A 22359-nucleotide genomic window follows, 5' to 3' on the forward strand; every position below is an offset into this window, starting at 1 on the left:
TCGCCGCGGCCGTACCCGGTCGGGTCCGCCCCGGCATCTTCCGGTGACGTCCGTCAGTGCCCGCGCCGCGCCCCGGCGGCCCGCAGCTCCCCGCGCAGCACCTCGGGCGGCCGCCCTTCGCCGAGCGCCCGCCGTACGAGGTCGGCCTGGGAGGGCGGGGCCAGGCCGCCGACCGGCGGATCGCGGTCGAGGTCGGTGGGGAACGGGTAGCCCTCGGCGCTCGCGGCGACGACGTTCTCCAGCCACCGTTCGTCCGCGCCGCCCGCCCGGCGCTCCAGGAGCACGGGATAGACGGCGTTGACCACCGCCTCCCGGTCCACGCTCTCCATGGCGCGGCCGAACGCGGAGGAGATCTGGAGCAGGTTGGCCATGCGGCGCACGTCCGCCGAGCGGTTGGCGCCGGCCGCGTGGAACAGCGCGGGGCTGAAGAAGACGGCGTCGCCCTTGGCCAGCGGCAGTTGGACGTGCCGCGCCTCGAAGTACGCGCGGAACTCGGGGCGCCGCCAGGCCAGATAGCCGGGCGCGTACTTCTGGGAGTACGGCAGGTACATCGTGGGCCCCGACTCCACGGGCATGTCGCGGTGGGCGACCGCGCCCTGCAGCGTGAGCACGGGGGACAGGCGGTGCACGTGCGCCGGGTAGGCGGCGGCCGCCTCGTCGGAGAGGAAGCCGAGGTGGTAGTCGCGGTGCGGGGACTGGGCGGCGCCGCCCGGGTTGACCACGTTGATCTGCGACGTCACCTGGTAGCCGGGGCCCAGCCAGGCCCGGGAGACCAGGGCGAGCGCGTCGTTGGCGTAGTACTCGGCGAAGGTCTCGGGGTCGTGCAGGGCCGCCTTCTCCAGGGCGTTCCACACCCGGTCGTTGGCGCCGGGCGCGGCGAAGTGGTCGCCCGCGGCGGCGCCCGACGCGCGCTGGGCGTCGATCAGGGCGTCGAAGACGGCGGTGGCCCGGTCCACGACCGCCGGGTCCGGGAAGGCGCCCCGGAGGACGACGATGCCGGGGCCGTCGGCCAGGGCGTGGACCAGTTCGGCCGCCCACCCCGCGTCGTCCCGCAGCCGTCCGGCCTCGTAGACCGGGACACCCTGCTCCACGGCGTCCGCCCGGGGGTGGTCCGCCGGATCGGCGGGTCGCTCGACGAGGGCACGGAGGGCGTCGAGGTCGCAGTCCCGTGCGGAGAACCGGGCGCCGGGGGCGGGGACGGGCGTTGCGGACATCGTCGTCCTTTCGCTGACAGGGGCGGCACGGTGCTGCCATTCTTGTCCTGACATACGGCGCGAACAACCAGCAGCGAGCCATCAAAAACCCCTCAAGAGGTTCGCGCGGGAGCGAACGGGTCATGGAGGAGCCGGGCATGGGCCATCCCTTCCCGATCAGGGAGATCGCACGTCAGGCGGGTCTGAGCGAGGCCACCGTCGACCGGGTGCTCAACGCCCGGGGCGGGGTGCGCCGGTCCACGGCCGACGAGGTGCGCCGGGCCATCGCCGACCTCGACCGCCAGCGCACCCAGGTCCGGCTGGTCGGCCGCACCTTCATGATCGACATCGTGATGCAGTCGCCGGAGCGCTTCTCCACCGCCGTGCGCGCCGCGCTGGAGGCCGAACTGCCGTCCCTGCACCCCGCCGTCGTGCGCTCGCGCTTCCACTTCCGCGAGACCGGCCCGGCCGCCGGACTGACCGACGTCCTGGACCGGATCGCCCGGCGCGGCTCGCAGGGCGTGATCCTCAAGGCGCCGGACGTCCCCGAGGTGGCCGCCGCGGTGGGCCGGCTGAGCGCGGCCGGCGTACCCGTCGTGACCCTGGCGACGGACCTGCCCGCCGCCTCCCGGCTCGGTTACGTGGGCATCGACAACCGGGCGGCCGGCGCGACCGCCGCCCATCTGACCGGCCAGTGGCTCGGCGACCGCCCCGGCAACGTCCTCACCAGCCTCAGCAGCGGCTTCTTCCGCAACGAGGAGGAGCGCGAGATGGGATTCCGCGCCGTCCTGCGCGCGCGGCACCCGGAGCGCGTCCTCGTCGAGATCGCCGGCGGCCAGGGGCTGGACGCCACCCAGTACGACCTGGTCCGGGCCGCGCTGGAACGCGACCCGGAGATCCGCGCGGTCTACTCGATGGGCGGCGGCAACATCGCCACCCTGCGGGCCTTCGCCGACCTCGGCCGCACCTGCGCGGTGTTCGTCGCCCACGACCTCGACCAGGACAACACCCGCCTGCTGCGCGAGCACCGGCTGTCCGCCGTACTCCACCACGACCTGCGGCAGGACCTGCGCGAGGCCTGCCGCCTGGTGATGCGCGCCCACGGGGCGCTGCCGCCCGCTGCGCCGCCCCTGCCCTCGGCGATCCAGGTGGTCACGCCCTACAACATGCCGCCGGGAATCGCGGGGACGTGACGCGGCCGGCCGCGGGCGCCCCACCGTGGCTGTGCCGGGTGCCGGGTGCCGGGTGCCGGGTGCCGGGTGCCGGGTGGAGGGCGGCCGGGTGCCCCCGCGCGGCGGCGGACCGCGTCGCGGCCGTGTGACGTGCCGCGCCGGTCCGGGCGTGTGGCGCGGCGCCGCGCGGCCCGGCTCCTACCGTCGGGGGCATGTGGACATCGACTCCGGCCGGCGGGCCCGAGCGGGTGGTGGCGCTGGCCGACGGCGTCTTCGCGATCGCCATCACCCTGCTCGTCCTCGACTTCTCCGTGCCCCGCGGCCTCGACGCGGCGGCGTACCGCGACGAACTGCGCGAGCTGGTGCCGAACCTGGGGGCCTACGCGCTGAGCGTCCTCGTGCTCGGTCTCTTCTGGCGCGACCACCGCCGCATCTTCCGCTTCGTCGAGCGCGTCGACGGCCAGGTGATCACCCTGTCGCTGCTCGGCCTCGGCGTCGCGGCCCTCGTGCCGTTCCCTACCACGCTCATCTCGGAGTACGGCCGTGAACCGGCCTCCGTCGCCATCTACGCCGCCGCGGTGGCATCCCTGGGCGCCTCGCACCTCGCCCTGGTCGCGCTCCTGGCCGCACGGCCCTGGCTGCGCGGCGACGCCGTGCCCGAGGAGGGCTTCCTGATCTACGGCCTGGACCTCGCCGCGTCGGTCGTGGTCTTCTCGCTCAGCGTCCCGCTCGCCCTCGCGATCGGCCCGGCGGCCATGTGGGGCTGGCTCGTGCTGCTCCCGCTGAAGGTCCTGATCGGAAGGTGGGCGGTCCGCACCAGCCGGAACGCCGCGCTCAGGCGGGCACCTCGGGAGTGACCCAGGCGCCGCTGAGCGCCGACCGCGCCATCGCGTCCAGTACGGCGGCGCCGCGCACGGCGTCCGGCAGTGTGGCGCCGTGCGGCACGCCCTCCGCGACCGAGCGCAGGAAGCGGTACGCCTCCACCACCTTGAGGTCGTCGTAGCCCATGGCGTTCGCGGCGCCGGGCTGGAACGCGCCGAACTCGCCGTGCCCGGGGCCGACGTACACGGTGGACACCGGCTGGTCCTGGTACCCGGTGCCCCGGCTGACGCCCAGCTCGTTCATGCGGCGGAAGTCCCAGAACACCGCGCCCGTGGTGCCGTGCACCTCGAAGCCGTAGTTGTTCTGCTCCCCGACGGAGACCCGGCAGGCCTCCAGCACCCCCCGGGCACCGGACGCGAACCGCAGCAGGCAGCTGACGTAGTCCTCGTTCTCGACCGGGCCCGGCGTACCGCCCGCGGCCCGCGAGTGACCCGCCGTCGCGCCGGTGGGCCGGGCCCGCTCGGGCAGGAAGATCGCGGTGTCGGCGGTCAGGGACGCGATGTCGCCCAGCAGGAAGCGGGCCAGGTCGGCGCCGTGCGAGGCCAGGTCGCCGAGCACCCCGCTGCCGCCGCGCTCACGCTCGTATCGCCAGGTGAGCGCGGACTCGGGGTGGGCGGCGTAGTCGCTGAAGAGGCGGACGCGGACATGGGTGACGGTGCCGATCTCACCGGCGGCGATCAGGTCGCGGGCCGCCTCGACGGCGGGCGCGTTGCGGTAGTTGAAGCCGACCGTGCCCTGGACGCCGGCCTCGGCGACCGCCCGCGCGACCGCCCGGGCGTCGTCGAGGCTCAGGCCGACCGGCTTCTCGATCCAGATGTGCTTGCCGGCCCGCGCCATCGCCACGGCGATCTCGCGGTGCAGGAAGTTGGGCGCGGCGATGCTGACCGCCTGGACGCGCGGGTCGGCGGCCACCTCGCGCCAGTCCCGGGTGGCGGTGGCGAACCCGAACCGGTCGGCGGCCTCCTCGGCCCGCCCCGGCACCTCCTCGGCGACCGCCACCAGCTCCGGGCGCAGGGCGAGCCGCGGATAGTGGTGCCGGACACGGGCGTACGCCTGGGTGTGCACCCGGCCCATCCAGCCGAAACCGACGACCGCGACACCGAGTGCGTCGACCATGAGAGCCCCTCTTCGGACCTGTCCGTGATCTGTCCAGGCCACCCTGGGCGGGCGTCGGCATCATGTCAACCTTTTGACAGGACAAACCCGGTGGCGGGTCTCAGTCCTGCCCGAGGTTGATCGAGTACACCTTGCGCAGCGTCTCGTGCACCATCCACCTCGTGCGGTCGCCCTCCTTCAGGACGGCCAGGTCGCCGGGGCCGACCCGCAGCGTCGGACCGCCCGCGACCTCGATCGTCGCGGAACCGCTGACCACGACGAACAGCTCGTCCGCCTCCGTGTCGGTGACCACGCCCGGCGTGATCTGCCAGACGCCCCGCACCTGGCCGCCGTCCGGCGACTCCCAGAGCACCTTGCCGGTCACCTCGGGGGAACCGGACACGATCTGGTCGGGGGAGAGCGGCTCGGGTTCGAGTTCCGCGTCGGGCACGTGGACGACGAAGCTGTGGTTCATGCCGCCGACGCTAGCCGGGGCGGGCGGCGGCGCGGGGGAGACAGGGTGTGGGGAATCCCGCGGGTGGTGGCGACACTCCGTCGACGTACGAGGCGCGTCACCGCCCCCGGCGGGACAGCCACGCGGCGGTGACGGCACCGGAGACGTTGTGCCAGACGGAGAAGACCGCGGCCGGCAGCGCGGCGAGGGGGCTGAAGTGGGCGGTGGCGAGGGAGGCGGCGAGACCGGAGTTCTGCATGCCGACCTCGAAGGCCATCGCCCGGCTGCCGGGCTCGCCGAGGCGCCCGAGGCGTCCCGCGCCGTAACCGAGCGCCAGGCCGAGGCCGTTGTGCAGGACCACCGCGACGAACACCAGCCCGGCGGCGGACTTGATGGCGTCCGCGCTGCCCGCCACGACCACCGCGACGATCACGGCGATCGTCAGCGCCGACAGCCAGGGCAGCGCCGGCAGCGCCCGCTGGACGTACCGTCCCGCGAGCAGCCGTACGACGACACCGGCGAGGACCGGCAGCAGCACCGTCTTGAGGATGTCGGTGACCATCGACCCGGCGTCCACCGGCAGGTACTCACCGGCCAGCAGCAGCGTCAGCGGCGGGGTGACCAGCGGCGCGACCAGCGTCGACACGGTGGCGACCGACACCGACAGCGCCACGTCGCCGCGCGCGAGATACGTCACCACGTTGGAGGCGGTGCCGCTGGGCGCGCAGCCGACCAGGATGACGCCCGCCGCGAGCTGCGGCGGCAGGTCGAGCAGGTGGGCGATCGCCCAGCCGAGCCCCGGCATGATGACGTAGTGCGCGACCAGCCCCAGAGCCACCGCCCACGGCCGCTTCGCGACGCCCCGGAAGTCCTCCGGCGTCATGGTGATGCCCATGCAGAACATCACGACGCCCAGCAGATAGGGCACGGCCTCGCCCCACCCGGCGAAACCACCGGGGAGCAGCAGGCCGAGCGCGCCCGCGACGAGCACGAGGATCGGGAAGACGGTCACGGCCCGCCGCGCGGAGCGGTCGGCGGGGACGTCGGTACTGGCTTGTTCGGGTCGTTCTGTTCGCACCGTGCGAGGTAACGCCCGCCCGGCCGCCCGACGCAAAGCCGTCTCGCGATGTGATCATCGGCGCGGACGGCGGCGCCTCCGTCCCCTTCCCCGGATGAGGTAGGGTTGACCAGCGCGATCACGCAGTACGGGGATCGCGCACCGGGACGTGGCGCAGCTTGGTAGCGCACTTGACTGGGGGTCAAGGGGTCGCAGGTTCAAATCCTGTCGTCCCGACTCGGAAGAGTCATTGTGGAGGGGCCCGATCAGATTGATCTGATCGGGCCCCTCCACTCGTGTGCACGCATTTCCAGTGATCGACAACGTCCGCCGAGGACGTAGTGTGGCGTTTTTCGGCAAGAAGACAGCCGATCGGGAACGATGCGTTGCACACCTGAGGTCCTACCCGCCGTCACCGGGTATAACTGGCTGTAAGCGCGGTCGGTGAATATGCGACCACTCCGACCGCCGCAGGGGGAAGGCGGGTTGATCGCTGTGCCGGTGGGAGTAAAGATCCCGAAGGTCGTTCACGTGGTGTTCGTGCATGGACTGTTCACGACGACCGAGGTGTGGGACCAGTTCCGAAAGCTTCTGGCGGCCGACGACGACTTGCGTCGTGTGGCGGTGCATTGCTTTCCGTACGAGAGTCCGGGCCGGGTGCTGCGTGGCGACCGCGTGATCTCGGCCTACGACGACGTCGCGAAATTACTCGACGACTATCTGCGCGTGCAGATCCCACCGACAGGTCACGTCGTCCTCGTGAGCCACAGCCAGGGCGGGTTGATCGTGCAGCGCTTCCTGACCCGGACGTTCGGTGAGGGGCGCGGGTTCGCACTCAACCGCATAGCCCAGATCGTCATGTTCGGTTGCCCCAACAACGGCTCCCCGGCCGTGCATCCCGCGCGCAGGGTTCCGTTCCCCGTACGTCAGGTTCAAGAACGGGCGCTGCGGACCTACCGTCGTGAGGTCGTGGAGACACGGGAAGCCGTGATGCGGACGGTGGGGAGCAGGAAACGCAAAGCCGAGAACAACTGGTTCATTCCCATCCACGCCTACGGCGGAAGTGAGGACGAGGTCGTTTCCGCGCAGGAGGCGGTGGCGGAATTCCCGGTCGGTGCGACCGTGCCGGGCGGCCATCTGCAGATCGTCCAACCGCGCGATCACGGTTCGGCTTCCTACGAGGCCGTGAAACAGACCCTGACCAGGGTCCTGGAGGAAAGGGCGGTGCGGCCCACGACGGCCGGGGAACCGCTCCCGCAACCCCTCTCGCCCGAGGAGGACCGCTCGGGCCGGGAACCGCAGATGCTCCTGCCTCAGCAGCAGGGCGGAGTGTCGGTCAGCCCTCCCTACGGACGGCGGCGTATCAAACTGCATGGTCAGCGACCGCGAGGCATCATCGCCGACCTGATGGCCCCGCCGGCCGAGAAGGCGCCCAGGATCCATGTACTGACCGGTCTCGGAGGATCCGGCAAGAGCCGCATCGCCCTGGAAGCGGTCCGCCAGGCCGAGAGAACGCGCCGTGTGTGGTGGGTGACGGTGTCTCAGATCAACACGTGTATGCGGGAGGTGGCCCACCAACTCGGCGTGCCCACCGGCGAAGTGGAGCAGGCCTTCCGAGGCGAGGGGAGCTCCATCGACCTGGTGTGGCGCTACCTCGAGGCCTCTGCCGACCCCTGGCTGCTCGTGATCGACAACGCCGACACTCCCGAGCGGCTCGCTCCCGAGGCTCGACAGGTGGCCGAGGGGGTCGGCTGGGTGCGGCAACCCGAACGCGCCGACGGGCTCGTCATCCTCACGAGCCGGGACCGATCCGCCGCGTCCTGGCTGCCGCCCTGTCGTGTCCATCCGGTCCCGCTCCTGGGGGACGAGGACGGAGCGGAACTGCTCGTGACCACCGTCCCGCAGGGCGGCTCACGAGAAGCGGCACGTCGGCTCTCCGTGGCACTCGGCGGGCTTCCGCTGGCCTTGCACGGAGCCGCTTCGTATCTCAACTCCGTGCACAAGGCGTCCCCGTCGCTCGACGACCCGGTGATTCACGACTTCGACAGCTACCGCGAGAGTTTCGAGGCCCGGAGCTCGTCGCCGCCGGGGAAGGCCGGTGGGCTGGAAGAGATGCTGGGCATGTCCGCGATGGCACAGGTCTGCGGAATCGCCCTGGATCTCTTGGCCCACCAGGGACTTCCGCAGGCGGCGCCCCTGTTGCGGGCCTTCGCCTGCCTGGGGATCGCACCCATCCCGTACAGGCCGCTTCTGGAGAGCCGCGTCGTCCAGGAGTCGCCGCTGCTGCCCGATTTCACCCGCGGCCGGCGAAACGGTGTCCTCAAAGGACTTGACGACCTCGGACTCATCGAGCGCATCAGCCGTCCGGAGGCCGAGAGCAGCCACCTGACGCACAGTTTGACCCTGCACCCGGTCGTGCACGCCCTGCTACGAGTGGAGGCGGAGCTCGAGCATCGGAGATCCGAGTACTACGGGCTCGTCGTGGAACTGCTGTTGGACGTCACGCGCTGGTCGCCACCGGACGAACCGCAGAGCTGGGACATCTGGACCGCCGTCGCACCTCACGTGATGGAGGTCGTACGGGCATGTCTCGCCGGTGGTTCGGACGTCATCAACGACGAAGTACTGCGCCGGACCCTGGAACTGGCACGCCAGAACCTCCGCTACCTGATCGTCGTGGGTCTCCTCAGGCCGGCCCATGAACTGGCCGGCGTCGTTCTCGACAGCTGCGACGCCATCGGGTTCCAGCCGGAGAGCGAGGCAATTCTCGGGATACGCCATGAAAAGGCCCGCATCGCGCTGGAGAGCGGTGACTACGCGACGGCAGAGGGCGAGCTGCGCAACGTCGTGGCCGCCCGCCAGGACTTGCTGGGTTTGGACGACCCCCGCACCCTGGCCAGTCGCCACAAACTCGCACGCAGCATCCTGGAGCAGTTCCGCTTCGAAGAGGCGGAACCTCATCTGCGGTCCATCGCGGCAGCCGAGCTCGTCGTCCACGGGCCTGACCATTCCGACACGGTCGCCGTGCGGCACAGTCTCGCCCGGGCGATGTTCGCGCTGGGGCGTACCTCGGAAGCGGAGGCCGCGCTGCGAGAGATCCTGCAGATCAGCCTCGACAAGTGGTCACCGTCCACGATGGAGACGCTCCGTATCCGTCAGAATCTCGCACGCTGTCTGATGCAGACCCAGCGGCACGAGGAGGCGGAGGGAATGATCCGCCGTGCCCTGGAGGACACCATGCAGCGATCCGACTCCGTGCTGGTCATGACCCTCAGGCACACGCTGTGTCAGCTACTCCTCATTCAGGGGCAGCTGCGCCGTGCGCATGCCGAGACGGCGCGCCTCTTGGCCGACCGTAAGCAGGTACTCGGATCGAAACATCCGGAAACGATCCGGAATCAGAAACTCCTCGATGCGATCGAGGACGTGCTCGATCGACCTCGACCAAAACCACAAGAATGATCGACTTCTTCAAGTGGCCCACTCTCATGGGCTCTTGCGCCTAGCATCGCTGTCCATCACCCTGTGAGTGAGTTAATGGACACGCAGCGTAATCGATCCTCCCGTAAAGGAGCTTACTGTATGGAATCCTTCCACTCGGAACCCTGTTTTCCGGATTCCGCACCACCCGACGTCGACAGTGATGCCGACGCCGAGCAGTTGGAATCGGCGCGCCGCATCGCCCTTGAGTCCATCGAGGAGGATCACCGGGCACTCGAGCGCGACGCAAAGTTGGCTTACAGTCCCGCGTTACTCCTGGGATAGTGGCTCGGTGGCCGGCTTCATCAGCTGAGACGGGACATCGCCATGACCAGCGATTCGCTCATCACGTCCACGCAGGTGCGTGACCCATTCTTCCGTGTGGTCACCGCCACGGGGTTCACCCGTCACCACATCGCGGACCTGGTGGCCGGGCGTTGCGCCGCGGTGCAGGTGCCGGGCCTCTTCACCGAGGCAGTGTGTGGCGACCTCGTTCACGCCTTGTCGGGCGCGGATTTCGATCAGTACGGCGCGGAGCGCGTCCAGCCGGCCGTCATGCGTTTCGGGGTCGGCGTCAGCGACTACCGTTCCGACGGCCGGGTCGACGCCGAGTACTGGCCCGCCCTCGATCGGGCTCGCGCGGCATGGGACGGGCTGTCCCTGCCAATGGATCCGTGGGAAGAGGCGCGACGGTCCGTCGGCGCAGACTGGCCCGGCAGAGTCGGAGTGGGGCGGCACGAGGGGCGCGAGATGGGTGCGGGCGTGGCCCGCGAGGCGCCGCAGGGATTCCTCGTGCACTACGACGACTCGGCGCGGGAGTTCACCGATCAGCTGCTCGAGGCGCCGCTTCTGGCGCAACTGGCCTTCAACCTCTACCTGGCCGTTCCCGAGTCGGGCGGTGAGACCGTCATCTGGCGTCATCGCTGGCATCCGAGGGATGAGGAATTCCGACCGCAGGGCTCCTACGGGTTCACCGGAGACTGCGTGAGGGACGTCGAATCGATCGAGGTTCGAGCCGCCGTGGGGGACGGCCTGCTCTTCGACTCGCGAAACTATCATGCAGTGAAACCCAGTCGCGGTGGACGGCGCATAGCACTCGGATTCTCCGTCGGAGTGGCCGTCACCGGAGAGTTGTTGGCCTGGGGATGAGATCCCGCCACGTGTCCACGTGACACCTCTGGCAGGAATGACAGATGTGACATGGGGAAATGGAAGTACTTCGATATTCGGCGTTCACGAAGGAAGCGCGCGGCGGCAATCCGGCGGGCGTGGTATTGGACGCAAGAGGACTGAGTTCGGCCCACATGGCCGCTATCGCAAAGGAAGTCGGCTACTCGGAGACGGCCTTCGTTCTTCCGGCCGAAGGCCCGGAGCTCGACGTACGGTACTTCAGCCCCGCGGTCGAGGTCCCCTTCTGCGGGCACGCCACCATCGCCACAGCAGTCGCCTACGCCCAGCTCCACGGCACGGGCGACCTGACGCTGAGCACCAAGGCCGGGATCATCGGAGTGCGCACCCAGATGGATGCCGCGGGGTGGTGCGCGGCGACCCTGACCAGTGTGCCGCCGCGGACTGCCGAAGTGAGCGACGCCCAGGTGGAGGACCTGCTCGCAATCCTCGGCTGGGACGCGTCGGAGCTGGACCCGGATCTCGCGCCTCGCGCCGCGTACGCGGGCGCGTGGCACGTGATCCTGGCCGCGGCCACGCGCTCACGGCTGGCACACCTCGACTACGACATGCCGAAGCTGACCCGACTCATGGAACAGAACGGCTGGGTGACGGTCAGTCTCGTGTGGCGGGAAAGCGGCACGGTCTTCCATGCGCGCAACCCCTTCCCTACGGGGGGAGTCTTCGAGGATCCGGCCACGGGCGCCGCGGCGGCGGCGTTGGGCGGCTATCTGAGAGAGCGTCGGCTGATTCCGCTTCCCGCCGAGGTGACAGTGCTCCAAGGGCACGACATGGGACGCCCGAGCTCCATCACGGTCACCATCCCCGAAGAGCAGGGGACGGGAATCGGCATCACCGGCACGGCCGTGCCCATCTGAGGACCGCTCCGGTCACCCGGCGATCTCGACCAGCGTCTCGATCTTCACAGGTGCCCGGAGCGGCAGGTCCGCCACGCCTACGACGGAGCGCGCGTGTTCCCCTCGTGAGCCGAACACCGCTGCGAAGAGCTCGCTCGCCCCGTCCACGACTCCGTCCAGGTCGTGAAAGCCGGGTGTGGTCGCCACGTACCCGGTGACCTTGACGATGCGGGTGACCCTTTCCAAGCCCACTTCCGCGTGCACCGCGGCCAGGGACGAGAGGGCGCACCGGCGGCACAGTTCCCGCGCCTGGTCGACGGACACCCCGGCGCCCACATGGCCCTCCCGCACCAGGGCGCCGCCTGCCAACGGGATCTGCCCCGCCACGAATACGAACGGTCCACTCGCGACGGCGGGTGTATAGGCCCCTTTGGGAGCACTTACGGCCGGGAGCCGCAGCCCGAGTGAAGCCAGCCCGGACAAGGGGGAATTGGAAAGATTCTCCTCATGTGTGGACATGCCGGGAACTCTACCGCCGGACCCGTGGGTACGACCACGGATCGGACGCCCCCTTGACGCCCGTCGGACGCCGGTCGAGACTTTCCCGGTAATCCTAGTGAAGAGGTAGGGAAACATGGGGCGCCTCCCGCGGATCTCCGGTGGCCGGCACCGCACGCCCGCGCCGTCCCCCCTGCTCACCTCCCGCCGTCACATCGACCTCCTGCGCATCCGCAGCGCGATCCGCGCCACGGGCTGAGCCCGGCCGGCGGTCCCGTGAGCGGGCGCCGTCCGGAGCCGCGCACGTCCAGGTCCGCCGTCCGCCTCCGCGCGTCCTCCACGCGTTCCGCTTCCGGGGAGAACCATGTCCGTCACACCGCTCACCCCCGCCCCCGTCTTCCGGGGCCGGATCGGCCGCGACGCGCGCAGCGGTCACTACGCCGTGCCGCGGCGCTACCGGCTCCACCTGTCGCCCGGTCACGAGGACTGTCTCGGCATCGCCGTCGTGCACGGCCTGCTCGGCCTGGACGAGGTCTGTCCGGTCACGGTCCTGGACGCGGTCCCCGACCGTGCCGACGGCGGCCACTCCGCCCTGCGCCCCCTCTACGAGGCGAGCGCCCACCACTACCGGGGGCCGGCCGTCGCGCCCGTGCTCAGTGACGGGTGGTCCGGGCGGATCGTGAGTACGCACGCGCGCGACATCATGCGGGACCTCGCCGCCGCCTTCACCCCCGCCGCCGGACCGGTGCTGTACCCGGAGGGCGCGGAGGCGGAGCTGGCCGCCGTCGAGGACCTGTGCGACCGGGCCGCCGGACCCGCGGCCCCGCCCGGTGTCCTCGAAGTCCTGGAGCGGCGCCTGACCGCGCACTCCCACCTCGTCGGCGACCGGCTCACCGCGGCCGACGTCGAGGTGTGGGCGGCCTTCGTACGGCAGGACGGCCACCGACTCGCGGCGGACGGCCACCCGGCGCTCCGGGCGCACCTGCGGCGCCTGACCGCCCACCCCGCCTTCGCCCGGCACCTCGCGGGCCGCCCCGTGTGACGGAAGGGAGATCGCCGTGTCCGCCGCCCCCCAGCGGCGGACACGGCGTGTGCCGCCGTACGTCACCCTCCCCCGAAGGTGGCGTACGGCGGCCGGCCCCCGGTGCCGGACTGTGGCCGCGGCGCCCGGGTGTCCCTGCGGTCCGCGGTCACCAGCACATGACCGCGGTCTCGCCCGCACCCCACGAGGAGTACAGGCGCACCCGGACGACATAGCGGCGGCCCTTGACGAAACGGGCCCTGACGGCGGCGTTGCCGGAGGTGCCTCCGTCGTCCTGTCCGGCGAGGAAGCGGGGCACGCCGTCCCGCTCCTCGAAGACCACGACGACGGCGTCGCTGTCCCCGAAGGTGCCCACGGTGTACTCGCGGGTCTCCGGCGGGTCCAGGCGGAAGTCGGCCTGCTCGCCGGGACCGAGACCGAGCGGCACCGAGCGGAACGGCACCAGCGGCCCCGGCCGGCCGGTGGGCGGGTACCAGCGCAGGGCGAACTCCTTGTCGGCGGCGGACAGGGTGCCGGGCGGCTCCAGACCCGAGCGGTAGTGCTCGGGCTCCAGGATCAGCCCCGACGCGAACGGGTACTCCATGATCGACTGCGGGTCCCAGACCGGGCCGTTGGCCTCGTCGCCGTCGAGCTTGCGCAGGATGTTGTGGAAGGTCCGCTCCCGGCTCCAGTGATTGGGCGGACCCGCGAGTTCCGTGTAGACCGCCTCGTCGTCCCAGAGGATGCCGGCGAACGGACTCTGGTGCTCGTGCAGCATGCCGAGCGCGTGCCCGATCTGGTGCAGTGCCGTCGCGCGCTCGCCGGGCGCGGTGAGGTCCCAGCCGAAGTTCATCGTGCGGTCGTTGAGGCCGACGCGGAGCGCGTCCTTGCCGATCGCCGACCAGGAGCCGTCGCCGGGCTGGAAGCCGATGCGCAGCTCCGCCTCCGAACGGTCGCCCACCTCGGTGAGCACGAGCCCGATACCGAGGTCCCGCCACTCCCGGAAGCAGTCGCGGACCACGTCCCGCTGCTCCTCGGTCCCCGCCCACGCGCCCCGGCGCGGCCGGCCGGTCCCGGGCATGGGGACCACCGAGTCGTCGGTGTCGCCGCCGAGGAAGCAGTAGTGCAGCACGGTCCCGCCGGCCCACATCCGCTGCCCGCCCACGAGCGCGGCGACCCGCTCGGCGGCCAGCCCCGGCGCGAAGGCGGGGGGAGGCTGCCGCGCGAGTGAGCAGTAGCGTGCGGTCATGGCGCCCAGGATGCCGTCCGGCCAGGACCGGGCGCCTGAGTCGGGGGGTACTCAAGTCACCCTGTATCAGGGCTGAGTATGCCGGCTCATGTTCCCGTGACGACTTCTCAGCGGGACGCGACGACCCTCCTCACGCCCCGGCCGTTCACCGGCCGCGCCGACGAACTGGACCTGGTCCGCAGGTCGGTCGCGGCCGGACGGGGCGGACTGGTGGTGACCGGTCCGGCCGGCTCCGGCAAGACCAGGCTCGTCACCGAGGCGCTGCGCGGCCTGGACTGCGCCCGCGCGGCCGGCACGCCCGAGAGCCGGGACATCCCCTTCGCCGCCTTCGCCCACCTGCTGCCCGAGGGCGTCACCCTGCACCGGGCGGTGCACCTGCTGTCCGGCGTACGGCTGCTGCTGGTCGACGACGCGCACCTGCTGGACGGCGCGTCCGCCGCCCTCGTGCACCAGCTCGCCGTGCACGGCCGCGTCCGGCTCCTGGTGGTCGCCACCGACGGTGCCCCGGCACCGGGCGCGGTCTCCCGGCTGTGGTCCGGGGAGCTGCTGCCCCGCCTCACCCTGGAGCCGCTGCCGCGTGAGGAGACCGCCGAACTGCTCGGCGCGGGCGCGGCCACCGGCCCGGATCCGCTCACCGCGGACCGGCTGCACCGCCTGTGCCGGGGCGACCTGCGCCTGCTGCGCGAGCTGCTGGCGGCCGTGCGCGAGCGGGGCGCGCTCATGCCGGTGCCGGGGACGGACCGGTGGGCGTGGCGCGGGCCCGTGCCGGTCACCGCGGCGGTACGGGAGCGCACCGCCCACGTCCTGGACCGGGCCCGCCCGGAGGAGCGCGAGACGCTCGAACGACTGGCCTTCGCCGAGCCCCTCGCCCTCGACCCGGACACCCTCGACGTGCGGATCCTGGAGCGCCTGGAGGCCGAGGGCCTGGTCACCGTGGACGACCGGGGCGCCGCCCGGCTCACCCATCCCCTGCACGGCCCCGTCCTGCGCGCCGCCGCGGGCCGCCTGCGCGCCCGGCGGATGGCGCCCACCCCCGACCGGTGCGGTCCCGCCCTGGAGGCGGAGCGGGCCGCCCTCGCGCTGCGCATCGACCAGGCCGACGTACGGGAACTGGAGACGCCGGTGGGGGAGTGGCTGGCCGACGAGGGGGCACCGCTGCCCGCCGGGTACGCCGCGCTGCGCGCCCGGTTCGCCCGGTTGCGCGGCCGGCTGTCCGAGGCCGCCGCCTGGGCGCGCGAGGGACTGCGCACGAAGCCCGGCGAGCCCGCCTGCCTGAGCGAACTCGCCCTGGCCACCGCCCAGTCGGGCGACGCTCCGCCGGATGGCCACGGGGCGTCCGCCTGGGCCGCCGCCGCACGTGGCGACCTCGACGAGGCGGTCCGGGCGGCCGGCTCGGGCGACCCGTACGACGCCGTACGGCTCGGTGCCCCCGAACGGGCCGCCGGGCGGCTGACCGGCGTCTTCGCCGCGCACGCCGACGCCCTCGCCCGCGAGGACGGACCGGCGCTCGACCGGGTCGCCGAGGAGCTGGAGCGGCGCGGCTTCCTGCTGTTCGCGGCGGAGGCGCACGCCCAGGCGGTACCCGCGCACCGGGACCCGCGCGCCGCCCGTACCGCCCGCACCCGCGCCGCCGCGCTCGCCCGGCGCTGCCAGGGTGCCCGCACCCCCGCCCTGTCCGCCCTGGTGCTCGGCGAACTCACCGCCCGCCAGCGGCAGATCGTCACGCTGGCCGCGGCGGGTCTGAGCAACCGGCAGATCGCGGAGCGGCTCACCCTGTCCGTCCGCACGGTCGGCAACCACCTCTACGGCGCCTACACGCGGCTCGGGGCCGGTGACCGGGGCGCCCTGCCCTGGCTGATGGAACTGCCCGAGTCCCAGCCCGCCTGAATCCGCCGCCACGGCTGCCCGCCGGGGGTCAGGCCGCCCCGAAGGCGGAGAAGGCCCAGCCGGTCGCCCGGTGCACCGCGTCGTCCGGCAGCGCCGCCCGCGCGTCGCGCAGCGCCTCCGCCAGGGACAGACCGGCGTCCAGGCCCTTGTGCAGCGCGAGCATCAGCGGCACCACGGCCTCGTCGTTGACCGGCGCGCTGCACGCCACCACCCCGGCCGTGCCCAGCGGGAGCAGCGCGGTGACCAGCCCGAGCAGCTCGTCCGCGCCCACCGACGCGAACCGCGCCGTGTCGCAGCAGGACAGGATGATCCGGTACGGGCTGCGGTCGAGGCGCTCGAAGTCGTGCACGATGAGCGGTCCGTCCGCCATCCGCAACGACGAGAAGAGGGGGCTGTCCGCGCGGAAGGTGCCGTGCGCGGCGATGTGCGCCGACGCGGCCCCGTCCAACTCCCGCAACACCCGCGGCACCCGCGCCGCGTCCCCCTCCAGCACGGTGGTCCGCGACACGTCCCGGGCGTAGGAAGCCGCCGCGCGGGCCGGGTGGACGCCGGCGCCCGGCGCCCCCGGCACCGCACCAGCCGGGCCCGGCGCTCCTGGCGCCGCGCCAGCCGCGCCCGGCACCCCACCCGCCCCGCCCGCCCGCACCCCGTAGCGCTCCGCCAGTTCGGTCACCTCCGCGCCGCCGCTCGCCAGGCCCGGGCCGCGGACCAGGACCTGGCGGCCGCCGGGGGGCGGGGCCGTGTCCCGGGCGCGGAGCCAGCTGCTCGCCGACGGGGAGACGCTCAGCACCCGTTCGCGCAGCGCGGGCAGCAGCGCCCACGGCACCCGGTGCAGGCGGCCGGGTGGGACGACCACGACCGGACCGGACCCGAGGTGGGCCGCGGCGGGGCCGAGCAGCAGCTCCTGGAGGCGCGCGCCCGCCGCCTCCACCAGGGGCAGTCGCGCCTCCGCCCCCGGATGGGCCAGACGCCGCAGCCCGGCCTGCACGTGCTCCGCCTCCCGTTCCGCCTCGGCCAGCAGCCCGGCCTCGAACCGCCGCACCCGCCCCTGCCCGCACAGCAGCACGTGCACGCGCCCGTCGAGCACGGCCAGTTCCACCAGCCGTACGCCGTCCCCCAGCCGCCGCAGCAGCCGGCCCACGTCGAACCGGTCCCCGTCGCCGGGCGCACCGCCCCGCATGTGCAGGGTGCGGGAGCGGATCTCCCGCTCCAGACGCCGCTGTTCGCGCTCCAGGGCGGGCACCGGCCGCCCCCCGTCGGTGCGCGCCGCCTCCGCGCGGGCGGCGATCTCCCGGAACGCCGTCATGCCGCTGAGCAGCGCGGGATCCGCGGGCGGCCGGGTCGGCGGCGCCGTCAGCACGGTCGCCCGCCAGCGCTCGCTCCACACCAGCAGCCGCCGCGGCCCGCCCGAGACCAGACTGGCCTCCTGCGCGAGCGCCGCCAGTTCGGCCCCCTGCGCCGTGGCCCGGGCCCGCAGCTCCGAGGCGCCCAGCGTCATCCGGTGGTCGTCGAGCACGTCCAGGCCCCGCCGGCACGCCTCCAGCACCCCGCGCGCCGACCCCGCCGCCCGGGCCCGGAGCGCCTGCGCGGCCCAGCCGGTCATCCGGGCCAGTGGCGGCCCGCCGTGCCGGCTGCGCGCGGCGACGGCCAGATGCCGTTCCGCGTCCGCCGTCCAGCCGAGACCGAGCGCGATCCGGCCCGCGAGCAGCGACGCCTCCGGCGCGGCCGGTGCCCCGAAGGCGGCCAGCCGCTCGGCCACCGCCGCCGCGTCCGCGACCAGCCGACCCGACCCGCGCCCCGTGGCGGCCCGCGCCTCGATCAGCACCAGCCGCGCGTGCGTCTCGTACCAGGTGCGCCGCTGTCCGGCGAACAGCCGCACCGCCAGGGCCGCGCGGGCCAGCGAGGTCCGCGGCTCGCCCGCCAGCCGGGCCGCCCGCGCGGCCACCAGCAGCAGCTCGGCCCTGCGGGTGGACTGTCCGCCGATCCCGTCCAGCGCGGCGGTCGCCGCGTCCGCCTCGGCGAGCGCCTCCGGGGCCAGCCCCGCCGCCATCAGCACCTCGCAGCGCCGGATGGTGAGCATGAACGTCGGCGTGCCCAGTTTCGCGTACCGCTCCTCCGCCTCGTCGAGGAGCCGTAGCGCCGCCGGCACGTCCCCGGAGCGGAACGCCGCGAGCCCCCGGCTCTCCACCGCGTCGGCCTTGTCGTGCTCCTGGCCGGTTGTGTCCCACAGCCGCTCCGCCGCAGTGAAGTCCGCGTCCGCGCGCTCCACCGAGCCCAGCGCCAGGTGCACGGTCGCCCGCAGGGTCAGCGCCCGCGCCGTCCAGATCACGTCGTCCGCCTGCCGCAGCACCGGGATCGCCCGCCGCACGTCCTCCAGCGCCTCCTTGTGCCGCCCCAGCACCCACCAGACGTACGCCCGCCGGAACAGCACCCGCGCCCTGGTGTGCCCGGTGCCGCGCGCCACGCCCCGCTCGAACGCGGCCAGCCCTTCCCGGGTGCGCCCGGAATGCACCAACGCCACCCCGAGCGTGGCCAGTACGTCCGCCTCCCGCTCCGGCGAATCCGCGCGGGCGGCCAGATCGCGGGCGCGCCGCAGATGGGCGAGGGCCAGCCGGGTGTCGCCGAAGTCCCGCTGCCAGATGCCGATCACCTGATGGGCGACCGAGGCGTGCAGCGGCGGCGGATCTGCCGCGAGCACGCCCTCCGCCCGCGTCAGCGCTTCGTTGGGGGCGGCGAACACCATGGGCAGCAGTTCGAGAACAGAGTCGTTTCCCGCCGTCACCCCACGGATGGTAGTGCTCCGGAACCGCGCCCCACAGGTTCGAGTCTGTATCAATCGGCCGCCCCGCGACTCTGATTGACGATCGCGGCCACGCCCGCCGTCACCGCCGCCGACGTGGAGGACATGCCATGGCACCACAGCGATTCCACGAGCAGTTCGACCAGATCCAGCGCTCCATGCCCGGCATCCCGCTGGCGATGGGCCCGGACGACTCGGCCGAGTTCTTCTACGAGAAGGGCGTCGTCCTCGCCCGCGACGGCGACGAGGCCCGCCTCGTCGAGGACACCGTGCGCGAGCACTTCACCGCGATGTCCGGCCTCACCCCGGACCCCGTGCGCCGGGCCGGCCCCGAGACCAACCGCACCGGCATCACCCGCATCCGGGTCGGCGAACCCGACGAGGGCCATCGCGGCAACGACTCCACCGTCGCCCACGCCCTGCGCTCCCTGCGCACCGTCGAGGGCCGCGCCGGGCGCCGCCTCGTCAGCCGCAACCACGTCGTCTCCATCGCCGTCAACGCCTGCCCCGGCGACGAGCCCGTGCCGGTCCCGCTCAGCGAGCCGCCGAACCCGGCCGCCGCCCCGACGCCGTACGACGAGGAGACCGCCGTGGGCGTCCTCGTCATCGACACCGGCCTCATGAACGACTACCGCTCCTACCCGCTGCTCGCCCACACCGAGGGCGACGCCCAGCTCACGGAATGCGGCGACGACGGCGTCCTCAAGCAGTACGTCGGCCACGGCACCTTCATCGCCGGACTCGTCGCCGCCGTCGCCCCCAACACCGACGTGACCGTCCTCGGCACCCTCAACGACGCGGGCGCCATCCTGGAGTCCGAGCTGGGCGAGAAGCTCTTCGAGGCCGTCGACCGCGGCGGCTGGCCCGAGGTCCTCAGCCTCTCCGCCGGCACCTCCAACGGCCGCGTCGACGGGCTGCTCGGCGTGCACGCCTTCATGGAGGAACTGCGCGACCGGCGCACCCTGCTCGTCGCCGCCGCCGGCAACAACGCCAGCGCCACGCCCTTCTGGCCCGCCGCCTACGCCGACCTGCCCGGCTGGGAGGACTCGGTGCTGTCGGTCGGCGCGCTGCGCTCCGACGGCGAGTTCGGCGCCTGCTTCAGCAACCACGGCGGCTGGGTCAAGGCCTACGCCCCGGGCGAGCGCCTCACCAGCGCGCTCACCGGCTTCGGGACCCCGGTGCCGTACGTCTACCAGCACTCCACCTACGACGCCTGCCGGTTCGGCTTCGCCTACCCCTGCACCTGCCAGTACCCCCCGCACAACGGGGTGCTGAGTGAGCCCGGAGAGGCGCCCGCCAAGCCGGACCAGGTGATGTTCGAGGGGCACGCGCAGTGGAGCGGCACCTCCTTCGCCACCCCGGTCGTCGCCGGTCTCGTCGCCGCCCACATGACGGCCCACAAGGAGACCGACCCGCGCGCCGCCCGCACGCAACTCCTCGCCGTCAACACCGAGTACGCGGAGGTGCGGGGCGCGCACGTCCCCGCGCTGCTGCCGCCCACCTGGCACCCGGTGACCGTCGACCCGTCGGCCGGCGGCTCGTGAGCGTCCTCACCGCGGCCGGAACCACCCGCTCCACGGCGTACGATGACGTGTCGTACACGAGGGGTGGGACCGTGGACCGTGCACATGTCGGGGCGCTCGTCCAGTCGGCGGCCGACGGGGACGCGGCGGCCTGGAAGTCACTGGTGGACGGGCTCGGCCCGCTGGTCTGGTCCGTCGTACGGGCGCACGGACTGTCCGACGCCGACGCCCACGAGGCGTACCAGACCGCCTGGTTCCGCTTCGCCCAGCACCTGGGGCGGATCCGGGAACCGGAGAAGACCGGCTCCTGGCTGGCGAGCACGGCCCGCCACGAGTGCCTGAAGCTGCTGCGGGCCTCGAAGCGCTGGACGCCGACCGACGACCCGCAGCTGCTGGACCGGCCGAGCGAGGACCGTACGCCGGAGGAGTCGGTGCTGGACTCCGAGGAGGCCGCCGCGCAGACCGAGCGGGTGCGTCTTCTGTGGCAGGAGTTCGAGGAACTGGGCGAGCGGTGCCGCCAGTTGCTGCGAGTGCTGATCGCCTCGCCGCCGCCCAGCTATCAGGAGGTGTCCGCCGCGCTGGGGATCGCGGTGGGCAGCATCGGGCCCATGCGCCAGCGCTGCCTGCGCCGGCTGCGGGCGCGGCTGGAGACACGGGGGACGGCATGAGCGACCGGTACGACGACTTCGACGGGCTCGACGACCTCGAAGAGCCCCGCGACTTCCCTCCCGAGGGCGCGTCCGACGACGCCGACGACGGCCTCCTGGAGGAGGAGCTGCGGCAGGCCGCCGCGATCCTGGACCCGGTGCCCGCCGGGCTGCGCCAGGTCGCCGTGGACGCCTTCGCGCTGCACGACCTGGACGCGCGCGTCGCCGAGCTGACCTTCGACTCGCTGGTCGACGCGATCCCCGTCCGGGGGGAGACGGACCCGCCGCGGATGCTGACCTTCCGCAGCGACACGGTGACCGTCGACGTCGAGGTCACCGCGGACGGCCTGATCGGCCAGCTGCTGCCGCCCGGCCCCGCCGGGATCGAGGTGCTGAGCGGGCCGCAGGCGCACACCCGGCTGACCGCCGACGACATGGGCCGCTTCGCCGGCGCCGCCCCGCCCGCGGGCCCGTTCGCCCTGCGGCTGCGGACCGGCGACGAGGTGGTCGTTACGGAGTGGCTGCGCGCCTGAGAGGCGGCTGCTCCGGCCCGTGCCGGGCGGCCCGGGGGGTCAGTCCGACACGGCGTCCACCAGCGCGGTGAGCGCCGTCGCCAGCCGGGACAGACCGGGGCCGGCCGGACCGCCGGGCTCGCTCATGTAGGTGTCCCGGCGGATCTCCACCATCAGCGCGTGCACCTCGGGCCGCCGCCCGTGGAAGTCGAGGGGTACGTACACCCCGCCGAAGGGGCTGTCCAGGCCGGTGCCGCCGCACGGCTCGAACGCGGCGCGGGCCGCCGCCAGCAGCCCGGGCGGGGTGTGGAGGGCGTCGGTGCCCAGGCAGACCGCCGGGCGCGGGCCCCCGCCGTGCAGTTCGTAGGGAAGCGCCTCGGCGGGGTAGGAGTGCACGTCCACGATCACCGCCCGCCCGGTCGCCGCGAGCCGGTCGGCGACGGCCTCGGTCATCGCCCGCGCGTACGGCCGGAAGTACCGCTCGACCAGTGGCCGCGGGTCGGTGTCCGCCGGGCGCAGCACCTCGCGGTGCGAGGTGTGCGTGTAGACGGCGCCCATCCCGACGGCCGTCATCTCCTCCCGTTCGTCCGGGAACCGCTCCGGGTCGACGACCAGCCGCGACGTCCGGTTCACGAACCGCCACGGCGTGCGGACGGCCCGCGCCGAGGCCAGCTCCGCCAGCTCGGCGGTGTGCGCGTCGGTCATGTGGTCCAGCTCCCGCTCCAGCGCCGCGTCCCCGAGCACGATGCCGGACCGGACGCCGGCGGGGACCGTGCGGGAGGAGTGCGGCACGTGGAGGATGACGGGGGAGCGTGCCGCGCCGGGCAGCAGCTCGAAGGCGGGCGGGGCGTCGGTCACGGGGCGG

19 protein-coding genes and 1 tRNA gene are annotated in these 22359 nt (G+C 73.1%); 12 read left to right on the top strand and 8 right to left on the bottom strand.

Features of this window, described 5'->3' with window-relative positions:
• Positions 1–53: 53 nt before the first annotated feature.
• Entirely contained in the window at positions 54–1214 is a 1161-nt protein-coding gene (locus IE108_RS29060; protein ID WP_064730898.1) for a phytanoyl-CoA dioxygenase family protein, read from the bottom strand.
• Positions 1215–1351: 137 nt separating this feature from the next.
• On the opposite strand from IE108_RS29060, the gene IE108_RS29065 reads away from it, so the two are divergent.
• On the top strand, positions 1352–2386 hold the full coding sequence (locus IE108_RS29065; RefSeq protein ID WP_064732059.1) for a LacI family DNA-binding transcriptional regulator: 1035 nt from the start codon (positions 1352–1354) through the stop codon (positions 2384–2386).
• A 191-nt stretch (positions 2387–2577) separates the two neighbouring features.
• Positions 2578–3222, top strand: a complete 645-nt coding sequence (locus tag IE108_RS29070; protein ID WP_189397786.1) for a TMEM175 family protein — start codon at positions 2578–2580, stop codon at positions 3220–3222.
• On the opposite strand, the gene IE108_RS29075 is transcribed toward IE108_RS29070, so the two are convergent.
• From IE108_RS29075 to IE108_RS29085, 3 genes are all read right to left on the bottom strand, one after another.
• A complete protein-coding gene (locus tag IE108_RS29075; protein WP_064730900.1) occupies positions 3200–4363 on the bottom strand; it encodes a Gfo/Idh/MocA family protein in 1164 nt (387 codons plus the stop codon). The genes IE108_RS29070 and IE108_RS29075 overlap by 23 nt on opposite strands.
• A gap of 100 nt (positions 4364–4463) precedes the next feature.
• Positions 4464–4817: a cupin domain-containing protein gene (locus IE108_RS29080; RefSeq protein ID WP_064730901.1), complete on the bottom strand. Its 354-nt coding sequence runs from the start codon at positions 4815–4817 to the stop codon at positions 4464–4466.
• A 97-nt stretch (positions 4818–4914) separates the two neighbouring features.
• Positions 4915–5874 (bottom strand): bile acid:sodium symporter family protein, encoded by a 960-nt coding sequence (locus IE108_RS29085; RefSeq protein WP_064730902.1) that lies wholly within the window; start codon positions 5872–5874, stop codon positions 4915–4917.
• A gap of 142 nt (positions 5875–6016) precedes the next feature.
• On the opposite strand from IE108_RS29085, the gene IE108_RS29090 reads away from it, so the two are divergent.
• The 4 genes from IE108_RS29090 (at position 6017) to IE108_RS29105 (ending at position 11378) form a co-directional block, all read left to right on the top strand.
• A tRNA-Pro gene (locus IE108_RS29090) sits at positions 6017–6090 on the top strand.
• Between the two features lie 294 nt (positions 6091–6384).
• Complete coding sequence (locus IE108_RS29095; protein WP_229852488.1) at positions 6385–9315, top strand: alpha/beta hydrolase; 2931 nt, start codon at positions 6385–6387, stop codon at positions 9313–9315.
• A 345-nt stretch (positions 9316–9660) separates the two neighbouring features.
• Positions 9661–10482: a 2OG-Fe(II) oxygenase family protein gene (locus tag IE108_RS29100; RefSeq protein ID WP_064730904.1), complete on the top strand. Its 822-nt coding sequence runs from the start codon at positions 9661–9663 to the stop codon at positions 10480–10482.
• A gap of 59 nt (positions 10483–10541) precedes the next feature.
• Positions 10542–11378, top strand: a complete 837-nt coding sequence (locus tag IE108_RS29105) for a PhzF family phenazine biosynthesis protein (protein WP_064730905.1) — start codon at positions 10542–10544, stop codon at positions 11376–11378.
• A gap of 12 nt (positions 11379–11390) precedes the next feature.
• Here IE108_RS29105 and IE108_RS29110 read toward each other — a convergent pair whose 3' ends face one another.
• Positions 11391–11876: a RidA family protein gene (locus tag IE108_RS29110; RefSeq protein ID WP_064730906.1), complete on the bottom strand. Its 486-nt coding sequence runs from the start codon at positions 11874–11876 to the stop codon at positions 11391–11393.
• Positions 11877–11991: 115 nt separating this feature from the next.
• Between IE108_RS29110 and IE108_RS35165 the strand changes: the two genes are divergently transcribed.
• Entirely contained in the window at positions 11992–12114 is a 123-nt protein-coding gene (locus IE108_RS35165) for a hypothetical protein (protein ID WP_257784794.1), read from the top strand.
• A gap of 105 nt (positions 12115–12219) precedes the next feature.
• A complete protein-coding gene (locus tag IE108_RS29115; RefSeq protein WP_064730907.1) occupies positions 12220–12897 on the top strand; it encodes a glutathione S-transferase family protein in 678 nt (225 codons plus the stop codon).
• Positions 12898–13045: 148 nt separating this feature from the next.
• Here IE108_RS29115 and absR1 read toward each other — a convergent pair whose 3' ends face one another.
• Positions 13046–14125: a beta-glucuronidase AbsR1 gene (absR1, locus tag IE108_RS29120; protein WP_064730908.1), complete on the bottom strand. Its 1080-nt coding sequence runs from the start codon at positions 14123–14125 to the stop codon at positions 13046–13048.
• A gap of 78 nt (positions 14126–14203) precedes the next feature.
• On the opposite strand from absR1, the gene IE108_RS29125 reads away from it, so the two are divergent.
• Positions 14204–16012, top strand: a complete 1809-nt coding sequence (locus IE108_RS29125) for a LuxR family transcriptional regulator AbsR2 (RefSeq protein WP_064730909.1) — start codon at positions 14204–14206, stop codon at positions 16010–16012.
• A gap of 28 nt (positions 16013–16040) precedes the next feature.
• On the opposite strand, the gene IE108_RS29130 is transcribed toward IE108_RS29125, so the two are convergent.
• Positions 16041–18755 carry a CHAT domain-containing protein gene (locus IE108_RS29130; protein WP_064730910.1) on the bottom strand — a complete coding sequence of 905 codons (2715 nt, stop codon included), beginning with the start codon at positions 18753–18755 and terminating at the stop codon, positions 16041–16043.
• 167 nt (positions 18756–18922) lie between these two features.
• Between IE108_RS29130 and IE108_RS29135 the strand changes: the two genes are divergently transcribed.
• From IE108_RS29135 to IE108_RS29145, 3 genes are all read left to right on the top strand, one after another.
• Entirely contained in the window at positions 18923–20356 is a 1434-nt protein-coding gene (locus IE108_RS29135; protein WP_064730911.1) for a S8/S53 family peptidase, read from the top strand.
• A 71-nt stretch (positions 20357–20427) separates the two neighbouring features.
• On the top strand, positions 20428–21003 hold the full coding sequence (locus IE108_RS29140) for an RNA polymerase sigma factor (protein ID WP_064732061.1): 576 nt from the start codon (positions 20428–20430) through the stop codon (positions 21001–21003).
• Positions 21000–21515 carry a hypothetical protein gene (locus tag IE108_RS29145; protein ID WP_064730912.1) on the top strand — a complete coding sequence of 172 codons (516 nt, stop codon included), beginning with the start codon at positions 21000–21002 and terminating at the stop codon, positions 21513–21515. Before IE108_RS29140 ends, IE108_RS29145 begins: the two co-directional genes overlap by 4 nt.
• A 39-nt stretch (positions 21516–21554) precedes the next feature.
• Here the strand turns inward: IE108_RS29145 and IE108_RS29150 are convergent, their stop codons facing one another.
• Complete coding sequence (locus IE108_RS29150) at positions 21555–22352, bottom strand: N-formylglutamate amidohydrolase (RefSeq protein ID WP_064730913.1); 798 nt, start codon at positions 22350–22352, stop codon at positions 21555–21557.
• Between the last annotated feature and the right edge of the window lie 7 nt (positions 22353–22359).

Source organism: Streptomyces parvulus (assembly GCF_014648855.1).
GTDB classification, from domain to species: Bacteria; Actinomycetota; Actinomycetes; order Streptomycetales; family Streptomycetaceae; genus Streptomyces; species Streptomyces parvulus.

Bases quoted from the DNA above. Each gene is read 5' to 3' on its own strand.
- IE108_RS29060 (WP_064730898.1), bottom strand. From the start codon at position 1,214: ATGTCCGCAACGCCCGTCCCCGCCCCCGGCGCCCGGTTCTCCGCACGG.
- IE108_RS29065 (WP_064732059.1), top strand. From the start codon at position 1,352: ATGGGCCATCCCTTCCCGATCAGGGAGATCGCACGTCAGGCGGGTCTG.
- IE108_RS29070 (WP_189397786.1), top strand. From the start codon at position 2,578: ATGTGGACATCGACTCCGGCCGGCGGGCCCGAGCGGGTGGTGGCGCTG.
- IE108_RS29075 (WP_064730900.1), bottom strand. From the start codon at position 4,363: ATGGTCGACGCACTCGGTGTCGCGGTCGTCGGTTTCGGCTGGATGGGC.
- IE108_RS29080 (WP_064730901.1), bottom strand. From the start codon at position 4,817: ATGAACCACAGCTTCGTCGTCCACGTGCCCGACGCGGAACTCGAACCC.
- IE108_RS29100 (WP_064730904.1), top strand. From the start codon at position 9,661: ATGACCAGCGATTCGCTCATCACGTCCACGCAGGTGCGTGACCCATTC.
- IE108_RS29105 (WP_064730905.1), top strand. From the start codon at position 10,542: ATGGAAGTACTTCGATATTCGGCGTTCACGAAGGAAGCGCGCGGCGGC.
- IE108_RS29110 (WP_064730906.1), bottom strand. From the start codon at position 11,876: ATGTCCACACATGAGGAGAATCTTTCCAATTCCCCCTTGTCCGGGCTG.
- IE108_RS35165 (WP_257784794.1), top strand. From the start codon at position 11,992: ATGGGGCGCCTCCCGCGGATCTCCGGTGGCCGGCACCGCACGCCCGCG.
- IE108_RS29115 (WP_064730907.1), top strand. From the start codon at position 12,220: ATGTCCGTCACACCGCTCACCCCCGCCCCCGTCTTCCGGGGCCGGATC.
- absR1 (WP_064730908.1), bottom strand. From the start codon at position 14,125: ATGACCGCACGCTACTGCTCACTCGCGCGGCAGCCTCCCCCCGCCTTC.
- IE108_RS29125 (WP_064730909.1), top strand. From the start codon at position 14,204: ATGCCGGCTCATGTTCCCGTGACGACTTCTCAGCGGGACGCGACGACC.
- IE108_RS29130 (WP_064730910.1), bottom strand. From the start codon at position 18,755: ATGGTGTTCGCCGCCCCCAACGAAGCGCTGACGCGGGCGGAGGGCGTG.
- IE108_RS29135 (WP_064730911.1), top strand. From the start codon at position 18,923: ATGGCACCACAGCGATTCCACGAGCAGTTCGACCAGATCCAGCGCTCC.
- IE108_RS29145 (WP_064730912.1), top strand. From the start codon at position 21,000: ATGAGCGACCGGTACGACGACTTCGACGGGCTCGACGACCTCGAAGAG.